Annotated in this window: 20 protein-coding genes; 10 read left to right on the top strand and 10 right to left on the bottom strand. The window is 59.1% G+C overall.

Features of this window, described 5'->3' with window-relative positions; all coding sequences use genetic code 11:
• Positions 1 to 152: 152 nt before the first annotated feature.
• Both V6V88_RS00450 and V6V88_RS00445 read left to right on the top strand, forming a co-directional pair.
• The gene (locus V6V88_RS00450; protein ID WP_338617210.1) at positions 153 to 527 is read left to right on the top strand and encodes a glutathione S-transferase N-terminal domain-containing protein; all 375 of its coding nucleotides are present in this window, start codon (positions 153 to 155) and stop codon (positions 525 to 527) included.
• Between the two features lie 15 nt (positions 528 to 542).
• A complete protein-coding gene (locus tag V6V88_RS00445) occupies positions 543 to 965 on the top strand; it encodes a hypothetical protein (RefSeq protein ID WP_056327787.1) in 423 nt (140 codons plus the stop codon).
• 68 nt (positions 966 to 1,033) lie between these two features.
• Here the strand turns inward: V6V88_RS00445 and V6V88_RS00440 are convergent, their stop codons facing one another.
• Both V6V88_RS00440 and V6V88_RS00435 read right to left on the bottom strand, forming a co-directional pair.
• Positions 1,034 to 1,603 carry a cytochrome b gene (locus V6V88_RS00440; RefSeq protein ID WP_338617206.1) on the bottom strand — a complete coding sequence of 190 codons (570 nt, stop codon included), beginning with the start codon at positions 1,601 to 1,603 and terminating at the stop codon, positions 1,034 to 1,036.
• Positions 1,600 to 2,634 carry a catalase family peroxidase gene (locus V6V88_RS00435; RefSeq protein WP_338619534.1) on the bottom strand — a complete coding sequence of 345 codons (1,035 nt, stop codon included), beginning with the start codon at positions 2,632 to 2,634 and terminating at the stop codon, positions 1,600 to 1,602. The genes V6V88_RS00440 and V6V88_RS00435 overlap by 4 nt, the downstream gene beginning before the upstream one ends.
• A 388-nt stretch (positions 2,635 to 3,022) precedes the next feature.
• Here V6V88_RS00435 and V6V88_RS00430 point away from each other — a divergent pair, with 388 nt between their 5' ends.
• Both V6V88_RS00430 and V6V88_RS00425 read left to right on the top strand, forming a co-directional pair.
• Positions 3,023 to 3,538 carry a sigma-70 family RNA polymerase sigma factor gene (locus tag V6V88_RS00430; protein ID WP_338619533.1) on the top strand — a complete coding sequence of 172 codons (516 nt, stop codon included), beginning with the start codon at positions 3,023 to 3,025 and terminating at the stop codon, positions 3,536 to 3,538.
• Positions 3,535 to 4,272, top strand: coding sequence for an anti-sigma factor (locus tag V6V88_RS00425; RefSeq protein ID WP_338617203.1), 738 nt, complete (start codon positions 3,535 to 3,537; stop codon positions 4,270 to 4,272). The genes V6V88_RS00430 and V6V88_RS00425 overlap by 4 nt, the downstream gene beginning before the upstream one ends.
• Before the next feature lie 100 nt (positions 4,273 to 4,372).
• On the opposite strand, the gene V6V88_RS00420 is transcribed toward V6V88_RS00425, so the two are convergent.
• Positions 4,373 to 4,705, bottom strand: coding sequence for a hypothetical protein (locus tag V6V88_RS00420; protein WP_338617201.1), 333 nt, complete (start codon positions 4,703 to 4,705; stop codon positions 4,373 to 4,375).
• A 586-nt stretch (positions 4,706 to 5,291) separates the two neighbouring features.
• Here V6V88_RS00420 and V6V88_RS00415 point away from each other — a divergent pair.
• Positions 5,292 to 5,888, top strand: coding sequence for a hypothetical protein (locus tag V6V88_RS00415; RefSeq protein ID WP_338617200.1), 597 nt, complete (start codon positions 5,292 to 5,294; stop codon positions 5,886 to 5,888).
• A 647-nt stretch (positions 5,889 to 6,535) separates the two neighbouring features.
• Here the strand turns inward: V6V88_RS00415 and V6V88_RS00410 are convergent.
• From V6V88_RS00410 to V6V88_RS00380, 7 genes are all read right to left on the bottom strand, one after another.
• Positions 6,536 to 7,282 (bottom strand): hypothetical protein, encoded by a 747-nt coding sequence (locus tag V6V88_RS00410; protein ID WP_338617198.1) that lies wholly within the window; start codon positions 7,280 to 7,282, stop codon positions 6,536 to 6,538.
• A 4-nt stretch (positions 7,283 to 7,286) separates the two neighbouring features.
• Positions 7,287 to 8,750 (bottom strand): dGTP triphosphohydrolase, encoded by a 1,464-nt coding sequence (gene dgt, locus V6V88_RS00405; RefSeq protein WP_338617197.1) that lies wholly within the window; start codon positions 8,748 to 8,750, stop codon positions 7,287 to 7,289.
• Between the two features lie 144 nt (positions 8,751 to 8,894).
• Complete coding sequence (locus tag V6V88_RS00400) at positions 8,895 to 9,764, bottom strand: DNA adenine methylase (RefSeq protein ID WP_338617196.1); 870 nt, start codon at positions 9,762 to 9,764, stop codon at positions 8,895 to 8,897.
• Between the two features lie 19 nt (positions 9,765 to 9,783).
• Complete coding sequence (locus V6V88_RS00395; protein ID WP_338617193.1) at positions 9,784 to 11,145, bottom strand: hypothetical protein; 1,362 nt, start codon at positions 11,143 to 11,145, stop codon at positions 9,784 to 9,786.
• Between the two features lie 336 nt (positions 11,146 to 11,481).
• A complete protein-coding gene (locus V6V88_RS00390; protein WP_338617191.1) occupies positions 11,482 to 12,111 on the bottom strand; it encodes a class I SAM-dependent methyltransferase in 630 nt (209 codons plus the stop codon).
• 51 nt (positions 12,112 to 12,162) lie between these two features.
• The gene (locus tag V6V88_RS00385; RefSeq protein WP_338617188.1) at positions 12,163 to 12,489 is read right to left on the bottom strand and encodes a hypothetical protein; all 327 of its coding nucleotides are present in this window, start codon (positions 12,487 to 12,489) and stop codon (positions 12,163 to 12,165) included.
• A 124-nt stretch (positions 12,490 to 12,613) separates the two neighbouring features.
• On the bottom strand, positions 12,614 to 13,807 hold the full coding sequence (locus tag V6V88_RS00380) for an acetylornithine transaminase (RefSeq protein ID WP_338617186.1): 1,194 nt from the start codon (positions 13,805 to 13,807) through the stop codon (positions 12,614 to 12,616).
• Positions 13,808 to 14,035: 228 nt separating this feature from the next.
• Here V6V88_RS00380 and V6V88_RS00375 point away from each other — a divergent pair, with 228 nt between their 5' ends.
• From V6V88_RS00375 to V6V88_RS00355, 5 genes are all read left to right on the top strand, one after another.
• On the top strand, positions 14,036 to 15,001 hold the full coding sequence (locus V6V88_RS00375; protein WP_338617183.1) for a tripartite tricarboxylate transporter substrate binding protein: 966 nt from the start codon (positions 14,036 to 14,038) through the stop codon (positions 14,999 to 15,001).
• Positions 15,002 to 15,208: 207 nt separating this feature from the next.
• The gene (locus V6V88_RS00370) at positions 15,209 to 15,982 is read left to right on the top strand and encodes an SDR family oxidoreductase (RefSeq protein ID WP_056327711.1); all 774 of its coding nucleotides are present in this window, start codon (positions 15,209 to 15,211) and stop codon (positions 15,980 to 15,982) included.
• Between the two features lie 22 nt (positions 15,983 to 16,004).
• Positions 16,005 to 16,268 carry a hypothetical protein gene (locus V6V88_RS00365; RefSeq protein WP_056327710.1) on the top strand — a complete coding sequence of 88 codons (264 nt, stop codon included), beginning with the start codon at positions 16,005 to 16,007 and terminating at the stop codon, positions 16,266 to 16,268.
• A gap of 119 nt (positions 16,269 to 16,387) precedes the next feature.
• Positions 16,388 to 17,293: a LysR family transcriptional regulator gene (locus tag V6V88_RS00360; protein WP_338617180.1), complete on the top strand. Its 906-nt coding sequence runs from the start codon at positions 16,388 to 16,390 to the stop codon at positions 17,291 to 17,293.
• A 200-nt stretch (positions 17,294 to 17,493) separates the two neighbouring features.
• Positions 17,494 to 18,276 (top strand): transporter substrate-binding domain-containing protein, encoded by a 783-nt coding sequence (locus V6V88_RS00355; protein ID WP_253854301.1) that lies wholly within the window; start codon positions 17,494 to 17,496, stop codon positions 18,274 to 18,276.
• Positions 18,277 to 18,288 lie beyond the last annotated feature (12 nt).

Raw genomic sequence — 18,288 nt, 5'->3', positions numbered from 1 at the left:
CGGGCGAGACGGCCAGGGCATCATATCGCGGCAAGTGTCGGCGGAATGCGCCAAGCCGCATCGCGCTATTGGCCGCGCCGCACACACGCCCGTGCGCGTGCCGCCGCACAGAGTAGACTGGCAGCCTCTCTCAACATTCCGAGTCCCCCTTCATGCTCGTTAAAGCCCTACGTGTCGGCCTGGGTCAAATCATTGTCCTGGGCGACGCACTGACCCGTCCGCGTCCGCGGAAGCGCTCGCCGCAAGGCCAGGCCGCCGTCAACGCCGACGCGGCCGCGCTCTCGCTGTATCAATTCCAGGCCTGCCCCTTCTGCGTGAAGACGCGCCGCGCCATGCATCGGCTCAACGTGCCGGTTGCGCTGAAGGACGCCAAGCATGACCCCGACGCGCGCGCCGCGTTGCTGGCGGGCGGCGGCAAGGTGAAGGTGCCTTGTTTGCGCATCGAAGACGCCGAGGGCACGCGCTGGATGTACGAGTCCAACGACATCATCGCGTACCTGGAAAAGCGGTTTGCCAACGTCGCCTGATTGAGCCGCACGATCATGATGCCCGCCGTGATTCGGATGACCATTGCGCTATGCGCCACCAGCCTGCTCGCCGCATGCGAACCGTCGCTGCCGCCCCCGCCGGCCGGATCCAAACTCACTGCCGAAACCATCGCCACGCGTGAAGCGCCGCCCGAACATCAGTTCAAGGGCGTGCTTGCGGGAAAGCCCATTCATCTGCTTGCGCATAACTGCAAGGTGTATCGGGTCGATCCCGCTGAAGGCGAGAACGTGAGCTGGACGTTGGTGCTGGAGGGCGATTTCTATCCGTTGCCGACGTCTTGCTTGCGTCAGTCGCTTACGGAAGAGAAGGGCGGCGTCACGGCGTTCATTGGCCGGCAGGCGCTTGGGGCGGGGGGATGCTGCACGGGCACGCCGGAGTATCGGACGAAGGATGGGGTGACGTGGAATCCGAATTGAATCCGTGTCACCCCGGCGCTTGGGTCACATGGGCCATGAAGATTGCATCGCATGGCCCCTTTCCCGATTCAGCGTGCTGACACCGAACGACCCCGCGTCATCGATTCCAACACGCCATCCCGTCGCACCCAGCCATGAAACAACGCCGCAGCCAGATGCAGCAGCACCGTCGCAAACAGCAGAAGGGCCAGATAGCGATGCGCACCGCGTAGCCAACTGAACAACCCCGCATCCGCAGGCGCAATCGGCGGCAACTGCCAACCGCCCGCCACGACCGGATAACCACCCGCCGACAGCATCGCCCAGCCAATCAGCGGCATCGCGAACATCAGCGCGTACAGCAGAACGTGCGAGGCCAGCGCCGCCTGCCGTTGCCAGGCCGGCAGATCAGCCGGCAACGCAGGCGCGCCTTTGAACACACGCCTGGCCAGCCGTATGCACACCAGCGCCAACAGCGCCAGGCCCAACGGCTTATGGATCTGCACCAGCCACTGATGCCGCTCGGACACCGACGCCACCATGCCCACGCCGATGAACAGCATCGCGAGTATGCCGGCCGCCATCGACCAATGCAGCACGCGTGCGAATAGGCTGAACGTGGCGGGGGCCCGGCGGGTTTGAGTAGTCGACGGGATCATTGGGCGCGCTCCGGTTGGGTCGAATGGGATGACGCTGCGGCGGCCTGGGGCGGCCCTTCGCCCGTGCGACGTTCATAAGAGGCCGCGTAGGCTGCGGAACGCGCCGCCAGCAGCGGGTCGTCGGACACGGCGATCCCTCGCGGTAATACGGTCGGGTCGTAGTTCACGTCGCGGCAGGGACCATCGCTTTGCGGTGCGCTGCTGGTGATAACCACGGTGCCTGCGTCGACGGTCGGCCGGTCCGCCGGCCACTGGCGGGTCGCGTCGCTGGTGGAATCGCCGGGCTGGCCCAGCGTGAGCAGCAGACGCCAGCGCAACGGCCCTTGCGTCAGGCGCTGTTGCAGATCGGTTTGCAGATAGTCGGCATCGTGTCCCGGCTGCGCCACAGGCGCCGCCGCGGCGTCCACCGGCGCCAACTGCCAGCGCACCGGCTGCCGCTTTCCGTTCCCATCGATCAGGTAGAACGCGTTCAGGCCGTAATAGTCTTCGGTCGCGTAGCTGGCCGACGGCTTGGCGGTCTTGGCCCACGCGCGGAATGCGCCCGTTTCCGGATGCGCCGCGAAGAACGCCTGCATGCGCTGCGGATCGGGCTTGCCCGTCTTGGGGTCGGGCCGGCCGGCCAGCTGCTGATCGTAAAACGCCTGCGGGGTCGACAGCGGAAACACCGGCATGCTGTTCATGCCGGTTCGCCATTGCTCGCCGTTTGGGGACGTGAACATCAAGGCGAAGCTGCGGATCGGGACACTGGAGTCCGAGGCATAAGGATTGCCGCCGGGCAGCGCCAATCGGCCAATCACCGGCGTGCTGCCCGAGGCGAACACCGCAGCGGTGGATAAATCGTGTGCGGCGCCGCTGCTTTCAAAGCGGCCAATCACACAGACGCCTTTGGCGTGGTTGCGCCGAAAGCCCTCGTGGACGCCGCTGTTGGCTTCCAGGGCGTTCACGATGCGGTCGGGGGTCAACCGCTGCGGGTCGAGCCAGCCGCCGACGTAGGCGAACGCGGCGCCAGAGGCGAGCACGATGGCGCCGATTGCGGCGAGGCGAAGGAGGGTTTGCGGGGTGGTGAGCGGCCGGGGCTTCTGAGGCCGGCCTTCCGGAGGCTGGCCGTCTGGGGGCCGTGCACCCGGCGGTTGACGATTCGGCGGCAGGCGGCCCGGCGGCTGGCTCCCCGGTGGCGTTTGACCCGGCGGCGGGCCGTTGCGGTCAGATCCTTGTTGCATAAGGCTCCTTGCCCATGGGGCGATGAATACCCCTGTAGGACGCCGTGCGAAAAAAGTTATTCCGTCATGGAATAAACCCGCCAGAGCGGCGTCTTACTGCATTGACCTGTAAGCTGGTTGCGCAGGCCTGTCCCAGGAACCCGCCATGATTCAACCGGTCCGCGTGCCGCCCGACGCGCCGGCATCCCCCGACGACGAGATGCCAGCGGAAGAACTCTCCGACGCCGTGCTGCGCCAACTACTGCCGCGCCTGCGGCGTTTTGCGCTGCGCCTTACGCGCGACGCCGTCGCGGCCGACGACCTGGTGCAATCCACCCTGGAGAGAGCACTCACCCGCTGGCGCGGCCGCCGTCCGCAAGGCGACGTGCGCGCGTGGCTCTTCACCATCCTGTACCGCCAGTTCCTGGACGCCCAACGCCGCTCGCGCCGCTATGCGCGGCTGCTGTCATGGTTTGCCGGGTCCGACGCCGCCGCGCCGTCGGCCGAGCGCGAAGTCATCGCGCGATCTTCCCTGGATGTCTTCGAACGCCTGCCCGAGGCGCAACGCACGCTGCTGTGGCTCGTCAGCGTCGAAGGCATGAGCTACAAGGCCGTCGCCGATGTTTTAGACGTACCGCTGGGCACCGTCATGTCGCGCCTGTCCCGCGCGCGGAGTGCCTTGCGTGAATTGCATGAGGGGCAGACCGGCGAGGCTCGTCTGAGGATATTGAAATGAAAGAACGCGCTATCGATGATCTGACGCGTAATGCGTATGTGGATGGGCAGTTGGATCCGTCACAGTTGCAGGAGTTGCAGGCGTATTTGCGGGCACATCCTGATGAGGCGCAGGAGTTGGAGGCTTGGCGACGGGATGCGCAGCGGCTGCGGGAAGGGGCTGGCGGGGACAGTTTGCCGGGTAATCCTGCGTTGGATCCTGCTGCGCTGCGTGCGGGGCTAAGGGTTCGCACGCGGCGGCGGATGGCGATGGCGGCTAGTCTGGTTGTTGCGGTGGCGATTGGCGGCGTCACGGGATGGAGTGCTCGTGATACGGCCTTGGCGAATCGGGTGCTGCCGATGCAGGACGCGATGCAGGCTTATCGGTTGTTTGCGTCTGCCGATGCGCCGCAGCCGGATGTGCGTGCTGATGCTGGGGATTTGCAGGGGTGGTTGGATGCGTATTTTGCGCATGCGGAGCGGTTGCCGAATTTGAGCGATAGCGGGTTTAGGCCTGTTGGTGCGCGTTTGTTGGCTACGGATCAGGGGCCGGCGGCGGTTGTCATCTATGAGAACGCGGGGCAGCGCGCTACGTTTTATATTCGGCCGCCTGGGCCGGGGGGGCAGTTTCTGGCGCAAGGGAGCCGGAGGGATGGGGAGCTGGTGGCGCGGTATTGGTCGGGGCAGGGGTACAACTATGCGTTGGTGACGGCGGCGGATGGGCGCGGTCAGACGGCGCAGATGGGTGAGTCGTGACGCCTGGGTAATTAGGCCCCGGGGCTCCGGGTACGTAATCGTCGAAATCGAAAGGCTCGGGCCTGTCGCACACCGCGGCAGGCCCGAGCTTTTTTTGCGCTTATTGAATCGACGCAGGCGCGTCGTGCGTGGGATCGGCGAAATCGGCGTCTTGTGCGCAAGCGCGCGCTGTTTCCAGCATTGCCTCTGTCATGACGCCCATGTGCTCACACAGTCCTTCCACGCCTCCCAACAACGCGGCCACGGTCCATGCGTCCAGCGGCTGCGCGCCGGTCGCATCGGGTTCGGAGGCGCTGTTGCCAACAAGGCGTGCGATCGACGCGATGGCATAGCGGGCGCGGTCGATGTTGTAGAGGTGGGAGAGAGGCACCAAACCGAGTTCGGGATTAGTGTCAACGGACCAGGGGTTCTCGGTGAGGGGGTGAGATTGCATGGACTTCCTCCGACGATATGGAAATCCCGCTGCCCCACTTCCAAATGGGGCGGGCGGGCACAGGACAAGGTTGGAAGACCGGATCGTCGGAACCGGCGTGCGACTAGCGCACCCCTGCCAAGGCCCGCCCATTGGGCGTGCGAAGGCGTGCTGACGAAGGAGTCAGCACCGACGAATTTACCGGCTTCCACACCGGGCTACCATTGGTGTTGGTAGTCGGAGGAGTATACGGTGTGGATGGCACGAGAGCAGTGAAGTGGGATAAATTGGCGACACGGACGGCCGTCAGGTCATAAAACTCTTCTGCGTGTGATGCAGTCCTGTCTCGAACACTTACCGTCCAAACTGACATTTACCGAGAACAGGTGAATTCATAGTATTTTCGCAAGTTCGAGCCGGTGGTAAGCAGGCGCAGTAGAAGCTCACGCTACGCCTATTGGCCGTCTTAGCAATGTGAGGTCTCAAAGCCCGAGCCCGCGGCGTATGCCAAAAGATTTTTGTCATTGATAGCCATTGCGCCAGCTAGACCGCAATCATGCAAGGTTGACCTAACGCATTTTAATCAATCCCCACACGGGAGGAACTAGTGAAATCGCAGCAAGTATGGTGGGAAAAAACCGTTGAATACAAATTCGTGCTCGATGCGGAGCGAAAACGAGGACTTCAATTTGCAGCACCACTTAGCGGAGTTCACGAACGAGCCGGCGACGGGGTTTTTTCATCAGACTCAAAAATTGCACTAGTAGAATTTAAGCGTTCGGAAGCCGAACTCGAAACAGAGCGCGATAAATTTGCAGATTACGAAGAAGCGTCGGAATTATTAATGGCAAAAGACGGCCACCATTTTCTTGTTTATGGATCATATTTCGACCCCGAGTTGCGTCTTAACGCCTGCACTTATTTTTCAAGGAACACAGTCGCATCTCCATTAGACTTACTAAATTTCGGGCTGGAATCAGTAAAATTTAACGAGTACTTGGCAGATTTGCTTGCGCTGAAGAAAGTCGACGGGCGTAGCAGCGGAACGGTTGCACCCGAATCGGTCGCGTCTGTAATTGGTGTTACTAGGGAAGGGGTATCCGCGACTTCTCTTTCGGAATACATTCGCATTGCAATGCCATATTTATATCAAGCTCCGACGCCATCGCAAACATACCAACCTCCTACTCCCGGTTACGGATGATGTGGGGCGATCGCGTCTATCTTCCTCCATGACTGCTTATTTCCGGCACGTCAGCTGAGACAGCTTAGGAGACGTTCCCACGCGCAGACAGAAGGCCTCGTCTATCAAAGCTTCGGTCAACGCGCAGACGAACTCAGATGAGATTTCTGTTTTTTATTGCTCGTGCAGGAATTTCTAGATTTCAGGCAACGTTTATGCCAAGGGCGTACACCGCACGATGCCTTTGTCGTCAAAACCGGTAACGCGGCGCTAGTGCTCTGGGTTTAGGATCGGCGGGAAGCCGCCATAGCGGTCGCACGGAAATATCCACCCGCAGCGAGCTGCCATCGGTCAGAACCGTCTTGCAACTCTTGCCATCGCGCTGACAGGAGGAGGCCTGAACGGGAGGCGCTCGCTGCCCCCGATACCCCCTCGGGGGCCCAGCTCCGTGCTTAAAATCGTCCTATTCACGCTTTATTGGATGTCATAGACAAAGCCTGCCCGGCCTCAGTGGTCACCAGACCTATAACGAATTAAGCAACCAACGCGACGGGAAATGCCAGCAGTTCTCATCGGGGTGCCTTTTCTTGGTAGAAAACATGCGTTTTAAGTAACACGTCAAGCCCAAAACACAAAAATTCGAACATTCCCCGAAGCCACGATGAGAACTATGTTGAAAAAAATGCCCTAAACGATCCCTGGTCAAGAATCATTTGACTCGAGGGAGCAAAAAGCGCGTTTTCATTCAACAGCCTATGGCGCTCTAATTTTCGAAGAATCGCCCTTGAAAGAGTCTGGCTCCACAAACCCTTGGAAGCATGCTGCAAAACGTAGTCTTGAAGACGCACAGATAACGCGAGTTCCAAGTTCCAAGACAACCATATAGCGCGGGAAGCGATCTTTTCCGGCGAGGGATTCTCGGCAAGATTAATATCTAAAATTCTTAGATGCAGATTCTTCAAGTAGGAATCTTCACAGACTAATTTGCTCGACCCCAACTTTTGATAAACCGCGTCCACATTGAAAAACGTGGTCTTGCACAAATCTTGCTCCGCACCAGCCCGGACCAGGCCTTCTTTAAAGGCCCACGTATCTTCAAAGGCCCAAATATCAAATAGACGTCCCTTATGCACGAACCTGAATCCTCCAAACTTGTTGGCTTGCGGTTCGAACTCCTTTACGGCACGTAAAATTTCTGATCTGGTGGCGAGCGATACAAGGTCAATATCAGAATCAAAGTCACGGGCGCTTCCAAACGCCATATCCCTGATCATTCCCCCAAATACCAAAGTACCGGGGAGGATATCTCGAATAAGTTTAATCAGTGCCGCTGACGCATCTTGCTTACGCGGCCGGGATAGATAGGAGTAAACACGCCCACCAATTCTATTCCGCTCGAAGATCGTTGCAGTCATTTTATTACAATTCTAAATCGCCCTGCAGCGCAGACAATTCTTTTTGCAGAGCAATGGCATATGAATCTGTCATGCCAGAAACCATATCAGTTAACAGCTGACACTTAATGTACCACACAGGTAGCGTCTTCTCCGAGCGCGCCAATTCTGCAACTCGCCGATAGTTTTCCGATATTCTTTGAAACGCATAGCGCGCAAAGGGGTGAGCGCCTTTCTGATCTTGCTCCGTTAAACCGAACATGTTATCAATGCCAAACCAAAGCATGTTCATGAGCGAATTGATAACATTAAATCCTTCTAGTTCGAGTGCCAGGACCGCCTTATTAGTATAGCCATATCGGAAAGAGAATTTTTTCAAAAGATCTCGAAGGCGGTTGGCCTCACTCAGTTCAATCAAAGACTTAGCCGAACGCCCTCTAGAGAGGTCACCTTCATTCTCTTCAAAAGCGACTTTCACGGCATTAACTAATGCGCCGATTGCGTGGACACGGAATATCTGCATAGACAGATCATTTAGCTCAGCCGGCGACAGGCCGGACTGGATCTTACGATAGTCGCTATGCTTGCGCTCACTCGCTATAAGTACTCTTTCCACCATCTTGTCGCCCGCACACTCATGGTGCAGATGAGCAATTAGGTCGGAAAACGAAGCTAGTCCTTTTTTAACAGTATCTTCCGCGTCTAAAGTGACATACGCTATATCGTCGCACGCCTCCATCAGATAAGCGAGCGGATGTCTCTTCCCGAATTCCAGCCCCACACACTTTAAGACTTCAGCGGCAATTTTCTGTTCCGACCAAAAAAAACCATGTTTTTTTCTCGCGACGTGGTCCTTATCGATCTGGTCTGAGCCTACGGGATACTTCATTAACGACGCGAGCGTCGAATGCGTCAGATTCAAGCCGTAGGAATCGCTCAATAACTGCAGTCTTGTCACCAACCGAAATGCCTGAGCATTTCCTTCGAATAATAGGAAGTCATTGAAGAGCTTATGCGAGCGCCGCCCATTGCCGATAATGTTGGATTTATTCTGTTTAAACCAACCTTGAATAGCGGCTTCGCCCTGATGACCGAAAGGGGGATTTCCAAGATCATGAGCCAATCCGATCGCAGCGAGTAATGCAGGAACATTTCGCTGCACATTATCGACCCCAGATAAAACCGTGGTCTCAGAATGTACGAGTGCGACACCTAAACTTCTAGCCAAGTTTGAGACTTCGTACGAGTGCGTTAAGCGATTTCGGACGCTGTCGTTTTTATCTAAAGGAAATACTTGGGTTTTGTCGGCCAGCCGTCTAACGGGCGTGGAAAATAGAATCCTATCAAAATCTCGCTCGTGTTGAGTTCTGGATTCGAAATTTTTTACCGGAGTCGTCTCATTATCAGACTCCGCGTCTTGCGTCGACGGCTTCCTCCGCCCCTCTTCCAGCAGCTTTTTCCAACTTGCCAATGTTGCTTTGTTTTTCAATACTTTCTCCGACAACTAGTGCGCAAGGCGCGCTCCGCCAGACGTGTGGAAACGAACGGCGGTCAATTGATAATTATTCGAAAAACCTGTACGACACGAAAGTCTGACTAACCGAAGAACGGCCTAACCCAACACTCGATATGTTTACGCAGCGAGCCTCATCGGTACAGATTCTGGTATAGCGGGTACCGAAACTTTTGGGCCAAAGAACATAATTTCTCCGCCCTGCCCTTTACTTTGTGCGCTGTAGCTCAACGTGTAACGTAATTGAGGAATTCCGACATAAAGATCCTTAATCGGAGCGACATCATCATATGAAACGAGCCAGCTACCTTTATTTATGTTCTTCACTGCCGTAGCCACAGCGGCATGATCCGCATGATCGTAGAAATTATCGTAGAGGCCTTTACCCTTTACGTAATAAGGCGGATCCAAATAATAAAGTGTTTTTTTTGGCAAATAACTACTTAGGCTTGAAATAAGCTCGACCGCATCCTTCCGGTAGAGCGTTATCTGGTCACGCATTTCAGCAATTGCCCGAATTCGACTGACAAGATCAGATTTGTTGTACCGCGCATCAATTTTCCACTTTCCGTCTTGCTTTTTGCCCCCAATCACACCCGCCTTCAAAATGCCGGATCTATTGCAACGATTTAGAAAGAAGGTCGAAAAACCAAGCTCCAGTATCGTTGGACGACTTTTTGCCTGAATTTTTTTCTGACGCAGCCACTCGTCCATCGTCACCGGAGTGTTCTCGATTAATGCAACTATCTCGTCGGTACGATCGAGAACGGACCGCCAAAAACTGTATACACCGCGATTTAAATCATTTATGTGAATCTCGTCCACAAAATTTAAAATCAGCAATTCCATAGCTACAGCGGCGCCCCCCGCATAAGGCTCTACATAATGCCCGCCCACAAGATTGTTTTCTGTTAGAACGGCCTTAATATAGTCGGCCAACTTGCCTTTGCCTCCGGGATACCGAAGAGGCGTGTAGAAATTTGATGTCATTGGAGTGTGCTGCTGTAGGTCACGCCACGTTGCTCGCACCGCGCAAGACGGTCCATAAACCTCGCATCCAGGGCTCGATCATATTCCAACCCTGCTTGAGTTGCTCAAAATCTGGATGCACGTGACGCCCATGCACAACGAAGTGCAACTTGTCTATATTTATTACGCCTGACGGCTGAAGTAAGGTATTTCTTGCAGAGGCCGCGATTTCCCTGTCGCCAATTCGGTTCGCGACATCAGTAAGCACGGCCTCTATACGAGGCTTAAGGTCAATATGCCCATCCTGATTTCGCTTTAAAGGCAGTTTCATTCTAGTGACGTACTCTTGGGTCGAAGTGTCAATTAGCGTTCTTAACAGTCCGCACGCCGCATTCGAAAAATCGAATGCGGCGAGCCTTTTCAGCTCGTCATAGACGTCATTTATTTTTGGAATGTCTATTGCCAATACGCATTTCTTGTCGATGACCGATTTCCTCACACGAGACGTGGGAATATTCTTCTCTCGGGAAGCTCTTTTTTCGATTATTCGACCGGGGGAAGGCGGGTTGCTGGCTTCGCCGACCTCTGCCAAGGCTTGGGGACTATCAAGGACGAGACTAGTCGGTAATGACACGTCTAACGCATCAATATATTTCTTCCGGTCCGATTTGTGATCAATGTCGGCAACAGTTATTGCCTTAGTTGCAATATCCTCAACTACGCGAGTGAGCGCGGGGAGCAGCGTTTCCATCCGATGAGTTGCGAATATTTCACCACCTTTAATAAGCAGACCGAGATGGGCTCTCGCGTAGGGGTCACCTAAAATGCGCTTGAGGTTCGTCACTGAAAAACGGGAGAGCCCATCCTTTGCGGCAGGAGAAAGCTCCCCAAACCTCCTTACAAAATCCAGTAACTGAAGTGCGGGATCACTGCCCCGAAAACGTGCCGTTTCTTCACCGTCCCACGCCACCACACCAATACCGTCATTTTCACCGGTGTGTTCGAGATTTACCCAGTAATCGCTACTGTCCCGCGAAAAAAATTCAACACACGGAATTTTTGGTAATCCCCGCTCGTGAATTAAAGCGGAAGCCTTTTTAACGCGCGCTGCAAATGGACGAGAGAGGGGAGAATCCGCAGCCCGTTTTGGTACTGCCAAGAGGCGCAAGGCGGCTAAGCGTCTATTTCCTTCGTGTACGATAAAATGGCCGACCTTTTGAGCAGGAACAACGATCAGCGCTTTTGACGGATTTAGACCATGCTCCGCGATGCTTTCGGCTAGTCTCACCGTTTTTGCCGCGTGTAATCCGGAACAGAAAGCATGCAGCGCGTCTCGTTCATCAGCGAGGTTAGAAAACCGAGGATTCTGCAGATCGAAATGGAGTTTGCTAATCGCCGGCATAACTAGCCGTGACCCATTCCTCGTTGCCATAGTCAAGCCTTTTATCTTTAGGTGCTCAGAGTGTAGCCATTGCTACCAATTGACACAATCGGAGCGCCGCAGCGCGGTCGTTTAACGCCGAAATTTACGTGCGGTGGCCCATCAAACGACTCCCAGTCTGGAAGTTTTCTGGCTTCGAATCGTTCCTTCGGGCTTGCAAATTCTGACGGCTGAGCCTACCTCTTGTAGTCGAGGGATTCTTCGCGAACGCGTGGGCGCTCTTCATGCCCCAGTGGCAACGCCAGACGCGGGAAACCTCCTACCTTGCGGCTCGATTTGGACGCCGCCTCAGGCTTCCTATCGAATCATTCCCTTATCCATCGCCCACCTTGCCACCGGCACCGTCGCCCCTCCACACCCGGCATCCTCCACCACATGCCGCACCACCTCAAACCCACTCACCCCCAACAACTCCCGATACTCCGCCCCCTCCAAACTCCCGTGATACAGCGGCCTCCCTTCAAACTCCCCAATCGCCTCACCCAACCCCGTCCCACTCGTAAACATCAACACCGCCCCCGGCGCAGCCAACCGCCCAAACTCCGCAAACATCGCCCGCTGATCCTCTGGCGATAAATGAAAAAAGCTATGCCAAGCGATCAACCCATCAAACGGCCCCGCGACCGCCATCTGCCGCATATCCGCAGCAATCCACTGATGCCCAGGAAACGCCGCCTTCGCCCGCTTCAATAACGGCACCGACGTATCCACACCCGTAATCCGGCAACCACGCTCAATCAGATACTGAGCAATCGGCACCCCAAACCCGCACCCAATATCCAGCACCCGCGGAATCGCCCCCGGCAGCAGCGCCAGAAACGCATCCAGCCACGCGCGCTCGATCAGCTCAGTCCCGCGCAGCCGCACGAACGCGTCGGCATGCTCGCGATAGATCGACACCACGTCATCAGCAGGCGACTTGGACATCTTCAAACTCCCGTAACGGCCACCAGAAAACCCAGTCCCTTCGCGAGCGAATCAACCGCAAACGCCCGAATCCCCATGGAAGCACTCCCACGCCTCCGACTCAATTTCCTCAATCACCACCCCATCCTCACCCGCGATGGTGAACTGCTCCTGGCTATCGCCAATACTCGCCGCCCCATCCAACCCCAACAGCAGCGAATACATCGTGTCCCGCAGCGCCAGATCCAGAACGCCACGCACTCCCTCAAGCTGCTCTGCCGACAACCCCAGCCCCCGCACCTTGGCCGCGACCGCGCTCCCGCCATCCGCCGCCATGAACGTATCCAACAGCTCGCCCCGCAGCGCATTCCAGTTGCCGACAAATTCCTTCGCGTCCATTCGATTCCCTTAAACGTGTCCCAACCCGCGGCCGCATATCCAACCCCAACCGCGATCCAGTCAACCCAAAAAAACAGGGGCCGCATAATCGCGGCCCCTGCATTCACTACTCTCTAAAACCTCATCAAGCCTTACGCACCTGCGCAATCAGCGCATCCAGCTGCTTCAGCATCGAATCCACTTCCTCAGCCGTCACATTCAGCGCGGGCATGAAGCGCAGCAGGTTCGGACGCGGCGCATTCAGCAGCAGACCTTCCGGCGCCTGATTCCGCGCAGCTTCGACAATCGCCGGACCATCATCACGATCCATCACCAGCGCGCGCAGCAGACCCATGCCGCGTTCGCCCTTCATGCCGTACTTGGCCGAGATGGCCAGCAGGCCTTCGGACAGTTGCTTGGCGCGCGCAGTGACCGCGTCCATGAAGCCCGGCGCGACCAGCGCGTCGAAGACGGCGACGCCGACGGCGGTGGTCAGGGGGTTGCCGTTGTAGGTGCCGCCTTGGTCGCCGTGCTGGAACACGCTGACTTCCTGACGGGCGAGCAGGGCGGCCAGCGGCACGCCGCCGCCGATGCCCTTGGCCAGCGTCATGATGTCGGGGACGACGTCAAAGTGCTGGTAGGCGAACATCTTGCCGGTGCGGCCCATGCCGGTCTGGACTTCGTCGACAATCAGCAGCAGTTGGTTCTCATCGGCCAGCTTGCGCAGGCCTTGCATGAATTCCTTGGTGGCGGGCAGCACGCCGCCTTCGCCTTGGACGGGTTCCAGCATGATGGCGACGGTCTTGTCGTCGATCAGCTTGCGCACGGATTCCAGGTCGTTCAGTTCGGCCTTGGGAAAGCCTTCGACCTGCGGGGCGAACATCTTGTCCCAGCCCGGCTTGCCCGATGCGGACATGGTGGCCAGGGTGCGGCCGTGGAAGCCGTGGTTCATGGTGATGATCTTGTAGGCGCCGTTCTTCTTGACCTGGCCCCACTTGCGCGCGAGCTTGATGGCGCCTTCATTGGCTTCGCCGCCGCTGTTGGCGAAGAAGACGCGGTCAAAGTCGGACGCGCCGGTCAGGCGCTGGGCCAGTTCGATCGAGGGGATGTTGTAGAACGCCGGCGACGGGTTCATCAGCTTTTGCGACTGCTCGACCAGCGCGCGCTGCATTTCAGGCGCGGAGTGACCCAGGGTGTTCACCGCCCAGCCCTGCACGAAGTCCAGGTATCGCTTGCCCGCGTGATCCTCCAGCCAGGATCCCTTGCCGCTGACGAACACGAGGTCCGGGCGGGAGGTGATCTCCATGAGGGTGTTGACGTTGAACTGGCTGAATTCCATGGCGGTTCCTGCGGGATGTAAGGACAGGGGATGAAGGGAATTTCGGGGAACTTCCCCGGGGGACGCGCGAAAAGGCAAATGTAGCACCGACGGGGGGATGCTATCGTGACGCTACCCCTCCGATCTGCCCCGGGCCGGCCTCACAAGGGCTGCCAGCGCGGGCACTCTATTTTATGCAGGCGATGCGCCCCTCGCGCGCCGTCCGCCGTCGCTTTTTACTGACCAATCATGAAACGTATTCTTTCCAGTCTTGCCGCCGGCCTGGCGTTGGCCGCCGCCATGACGCCCGCTCACGCGGAATTTCCCGACCGTCCCATCCGTCTGATCGTGCCGTTCCCGCCGGGGCAGGCGACGGACATCTTTGCGCGCGCGCTGGCCGAGAAGCTGGGCGCTGCGGTCAAGCAGCCGATCGTGGTGGAGAACCGCGCGGGCGCGGGCAGCAATATCGGCATGGAGCAGGCCACGCGCGCGGCGCCGGACGGCTACACGCTGGTGATCGCCGGCAGCGCGGCAGCGGTGAACCAGACGCTGTACAAGACCATCAACTACAGCCTGACAAAGGACTTTGCGCCGGTGTCGGGCGTGTTCTCGGTGCCGCTGATGTTCCTGGCGACGCCGGCGTCGGGCATTACGTCGCTGCAGCAGCTGGTGACGCAGGCCCGCGCCAATCCGGGCGAACTGGCGTATGCCAGCGCGGGTATTGGCGGCACGCAGCATTTGTCGGCCGAGATGTTCAAGGCGGCGGCGAATATCGACATTCGCCACATTCCGTACAAGGGCAGTGGCCCGGCGCAGGCGGATTTTCTGGGGCATCAGGTGCCGCTGATGGTGGACTCGGTGACGGCGGGCCTGCCGCACGTGCAAAGCAAGAAGGCCGTGGCGCTGGCGGTGACGACGGCCAAGCGGTTGCCGCAGTTGCCCAACGTGCCGACCGTGGCGGAATCGGGTTATCCGGGGTTTGAGGCGATTGGCTGGGCGGCGGTATTGGCGCCCAAGGACACGCCTGCGGAGATTACGAATGCGCTTAGCAAGCAGATCGGGCAGGTGTTGAATACGCCGGAAATGCAGAAGTTCTTCCGGGATCGCGGGGCGGAACCGATGCCGCTGACGCCTGAGGCGACCGGGACGTTTATTGCCGCGGAAGTGGACAAGTGGGGCAAGGCGGTGAAGCAGTCGGGCGCGCAGGTGGATTGAGCGCGATTGGCGACAGCCGTCGATACAAGCCGTCCTTCAATAGGGGCGGCTTTTTTGTTGCCGGTTGCTGGACACCGCACACACCGCGCGCCGCGATTGGGTGGTTTTTCTGGATGATCCATCCAGCTTCAGGTGGTTTATCGGGCGCGGGCGCTTGCCTAAGCTCGAAGCTTCATCGACATCCGAAACACCTGAAGGAGATTTTCCATGGCGGACCATTCGATCAAGGGCAAGGTCGCGATCATTGCGGGCGGGGCGAAGAATCTGGGCGGGCTGATTGCGCGCGACCTGGCCGAGCAGGGCGCCCGCGCAGTAGCGATCCACTACAACAGCGCGGCATCCCAGGCAGAGGCCGAGGCGACCGTGGCGGCAGTGCAGGCGGCGGGCGCGAAGGCCGTGGCGTTGCAGGGCGACCTGACGACGGCGGCGGCGGTGGAGAAGCTGTTTGCCGATGCGGTGGCGGCGGTGGGCCGGCCGGATATCGCGATCAATACGGTGGGCAAGGTGCTCAAGAAGCCCTTTACCGAGATCAGCGAAGCTGAATACGACGAGATGACGGCGGTAAATTCCAAGACGGCGTTTTTCTTTCTGCGCGAGGCGGGCCGGCACGTCAACGACAACGGCAAGGTGTGCACGCTGGTGACGTCGCTGCTGGGCGCCTTCACGCCGTTCTATGCGGCCTATGCGGGCACGAAGGCGCCGGTGGAGCATTTCACGCGTGCGGCGGCCAAGGAGTTTGGCGCGCGGGGGATTTCGGTGACGGCGGTGGGACCGGGGCCTATGGATACGCCGTTCTTCTACCCGGCCGAGGGCGACGACGCCGTGGCATATCACAAGACCGCGGCGGCGCTGTCGCCGTTCAGCAAGACGGGGCTGACGGATATCGAGGACGTGGTGCCCTTCATCCGCCATCTGGTCAGCGACGGCTGGTGGATCACGGGGCAGACCATCCTTATCAACGGCGGCTACACGACCAAGTAGGTGTCAGGACAGGGAGCGCGGCATGCATATGGCAATGGTGATCGGAGGCGGCGCGGTACTGCTGGGGGTGTTTCTGCTCTTTGGCAAGCTGTGGGGCGGCGATGCGGCAGCGCTGGCGGTGGCGGCCAAGGCTTTCATTCCCGTCTGGCTGGTGGTGTCGCTGGTGAACATGTGGGTGGGCGTCACCCATGCCGGGTACAGCGTGCGCGAGGAACTGCCGATTCTGGCGATCGTATTCCTGGTGCCGGCGGCGCTGGCTGCCCTGGCGATCTGGCGCAGCGCCTGACGCGGCTGGGCGCCCCCCGATTGCGGCTATGCTTTTGGTGCCTTGCGCGCGCCCCCGGGGCAACGGGAGGGCGCGCGCAATTCCGTTGTCCCGTCCCACCGCATCGCCACAGGCCGCTCATGGACCGATTCGACCAGTATCGCGTGTTCGCGCACGTTGCCGAGATGGGCAGTTTCATCAAGGCGGCTCATGCCCTGGACGCGCCCCGGGCCTCCGTCTCGGCCGCCATCCAGCAATTGGAAGCGCAGCTTGGCGTGCGGCTGCTGCATCGCACGACCCGGCAGGTGCGGCTGACGGCCGACGGCGAGCAACTGCTGGAACGCGTGTTGCCGCTGCTGACGGAAGTCGAAGACATCGACCAACTGTTCCAGGCGAGCGAGCGGCAGGTGTCGGGCCGCCTAAACATTGATGTGCCCAGCCGCGTGGCGCGCCGGCTGATCGCGCCGCAATTGCCCGGCCTGTTGCGCCGCCATCCGCGATTGCAGGTGGTGTTGAGTTCCACTGACCGCGCCATTGACCTGGTGCAGGAGGGCGTGGACTGTGCGGTGCGCATCGGTACGCTGCACGACAGCAGTCTGGTCGTGCGGCCGCTGGGCAGCATTGCGCTGATCAACTGTGCCAGTCCGGCTTACCTGCGCGAGCACGGCGCGCCAATGCACCCCGAGGAACTGGGCGGCCACTGGGCCGTGGGGTATGCGTCACCGAAGACCGGCCGCGAGCTGCCCTGGGAATCCGTGTCCGCCGATGGCGGCGTGCGCCAGGATACGGTTCGCAGCCGGGTGGTGGTGAACAACGCAGAAAGCTACATCGCCTGCTGCCTGGCGGGGCTGGGCCTGATCCAGATACCCCGTTTTGACGTGCAGCATCTGCTTGAAGCGGGTGAACTGGTGGAAGTGATGCCGGCCGCGCGCGCGGCGCCGATGCCGGTATCGCTGCTGTATCCGCACCGCCGCCAGCGCACGCGGCGGCTTACCGTGTTTCAGGAGTGGTTTGAAGGTTTGATGGCAGGTTACGTGGACGCCTGAGGCCGCGCGATCCAAAGCGGTGCGGATACGCCCGTCTGCGGCGCATCCGCCGCACCATTGCGGGGCGTTTGCACGAACCTTGCGCGCCCTCTTCCCGGGACGCCCACATGGCACAGAATTTGCATCTTCTCGCTTTGTATACCGACTTGGTGTGCAACGCGCTGACCCGACCGGGCAGTGCGGGCCCTGGAGAGTTCCTTATGAAACGCAGAACCCTGTTGCTGTCCCTTTGCGCCGCCGCCAGCATCCTGGCCGCGCCCCTGTCGCACGCCGACGCGCTGGACGATATCGTCAAGGCGGGCGTCATCAAGATTGCGGTGCCGCAGGACTTTCCGCCGTTCGGCTCGGTGGGCGCCGACATGAAGCCGCTGGGTTATGACATCGACACGGCCCAGCTCATCGCCAAGCAACTGGGCGTGAAGCTGGAACTGGTGCCGGTGACCAGCGCCAACCGCGTGCCCTACCTGCAGACCAAGAAGGTGGATCTGGTGATCTCCAGCATGGGTAAGAATGCCGAACGCGAGAAGGCCATCGACTTTTCCGACGCGTACGCGCCGTTTTTCAACGGCGTGTTTGGCCCAGCGGACCTGAAGGTGTCGTCCGCTGCGGATCTGGCGGGCAAGACCATCGGCGTGACGCGGGGCGCGGTGGAAGACATCGAGCTGACCAAGATTGCGCCCGAGTCCGCCACGGTCAAGCGCTATGAGGACAACAACGGCACGATCACGGCCTTCCTGTCGGGCCAGGTGCCGATGATCGCGACGGGCAACGTGGTGGCCGCGGCCATCCTGGCGCGCAATCCGCCCAAGAAGCCGGAAACGAAGTTCCTGATCAAGAATTCGCCGTGCTACATCGGCCTGAACAAGGACGAACCGAAGCTGCGCGCCCGCGTGAACGACATCCTGGCCGCGGCCAAGCGTGACGGGTCGCTGTCGGCGATTTCGCAGAAGTGGCTGGGCGCCGAACTGCCCAAGGATCTGTAGGCTGCGCGAGGC

It is taken from the genome of Achromobacter sp. E1 (genome assembly GCF_037039475.1).
GTDB lineage: Bacteria > Pseudomonadota > Gammaproteobacteria > Burkholderiales > Burkholderiaceae_B > Achromobacter > Achromobacter mucicolens.
This window is presented reverse-complemented; position numbering and strand designations above follow the sequence as displayed.

What these genes read in the sequence shown, in the direction of transcription:
- V6V88_RS00375 (WP_338617183.1), top strand. Translation starts at nt 14,036, where the DNA reads ATGAAACGTATTCTTTCCAGTCTTGCCGCCGGCCTGGCGTTGGCCGCC.
- V6V88_RS00355 (WP_253854301.1), top strand. Translation starts at nt 17,494, where the DNA reads ATGAAACGCAGAACCCTGTTGCTGTCCCTTTGCGCCGCCGCCAGCATC.
- V6V88_RS00445 (WP_056327787.1), top strand. Translation starts at nt 543, where the DNA reads ATGATGCCCGCCGTGATTCGGATGACCATTGCGCTATGCGCCACCAGC.
- V6V88_RS00360 (WP_338617180.1), top strand. Translation starts at nt 16,388, where the DNA reads ATGGACCGATTCGACCAGTATCGCGTGTTCGCGCACGTTGCCGAGATG.
- V6V88_RS00425 (WP_338617203.1), top strand. Translation starts at nt 3,535, where the DNA reads ATGAAAGAACGCGCTATCGATGATCTGACGCGTAATGCGTATGTGGAT.
- V6V88_RS00380 (WP_338617186.1), bottom strand. Translation starts at nt 13,807, where the DNA reads ATGGAATTCAGCCAGTTCAACGTCAACACCCTCATGGAGATCACCTCC.
- V6V88_RS00400 (WP_338617196.1), bottom strand. Translation starts at nt 9,764, where the DNA reads ATGACATCAAATTTCTACACGCCTCTTCGGTATCCCGGAGGCAAAGGC.
- V6V88_RS00365 (WP_056327710.1), top strand. Translation starts at nt 16,005, where the DNA reads ATGCATATGGCAATGGTGATCGGAGGCGGCGCGGTACTGCTGGGGGTG.
- V6V88_RS00410 (WP_338617198.1), bottom strand. Translation starts at nt 7,282, where the DNA reads ATGACTGCAACGATCTTCGAGCGGAATAGAATTGGTGGGCGTGTTTAC.
- V6V88_RS00450 (WP_338617210.1), top strand. Translation starts at nt 153, where the DNA reads ATGCTCGTTAAAGCCCTACGTGTCGGCCTGGGTCAAATCATTGTCCTG.
- V6V88_RS00430 (WP_338619533.1), top strand. Translation starts at nt 3,023, where the DNA reads ATGCCAGCGGAAGAACTCTCCGACGCCGTGCTGCGCCAACTACTGCCG.
- V6V88_RS00395 (WP_338617193.1), bottom strand. Translation starts at nt 11,145, where the DNA reads ATGCCGGCGATTAGCAAACTCCATTTCGATCTGCAGAATCCTCGGTTT.
- V6V88_RS00370 (WP_056327711.1), top strand. Translation starts at nt 15,209, where the DNA reads ATGGCGGACCATTCGATCAAGGGCAAGGTCGCGATCATTGCGGGCGGG.
- V6V88_RS00390 (WP_338617191.1), bottom strand. Translation starts at nt 12,111, where the DNA reads ATGTCCAAGTCGCCTGCTGATGACGTGGTGTCGATCTATCGCGAGCAT.
- V6V88_RS00440 (WP_338617206.1), bottom strand. Translation starts at nt 1,603, where the DNA reads ATGATCCCGTCGACTACTCAAACCCGCCGGGCCCCCGCCACGTTCAGC.
- V6V88_RS00385 (WP_338617188.1), bottom strand. Translation starts at nt 12,489, where the DNA reads ATGGACGCGAAGGAATTTGTCGGCAACTGGAATGCGCTGCGGGGCGAG.
- V6V88_RS00420 (WP_338617201.1), bottom strand. Translation starts at nt 4,705, where the DNA reads ATGCAATCTCACCCCCTCACCGAGAACCCCTGGTCCGTTGACACTAAT.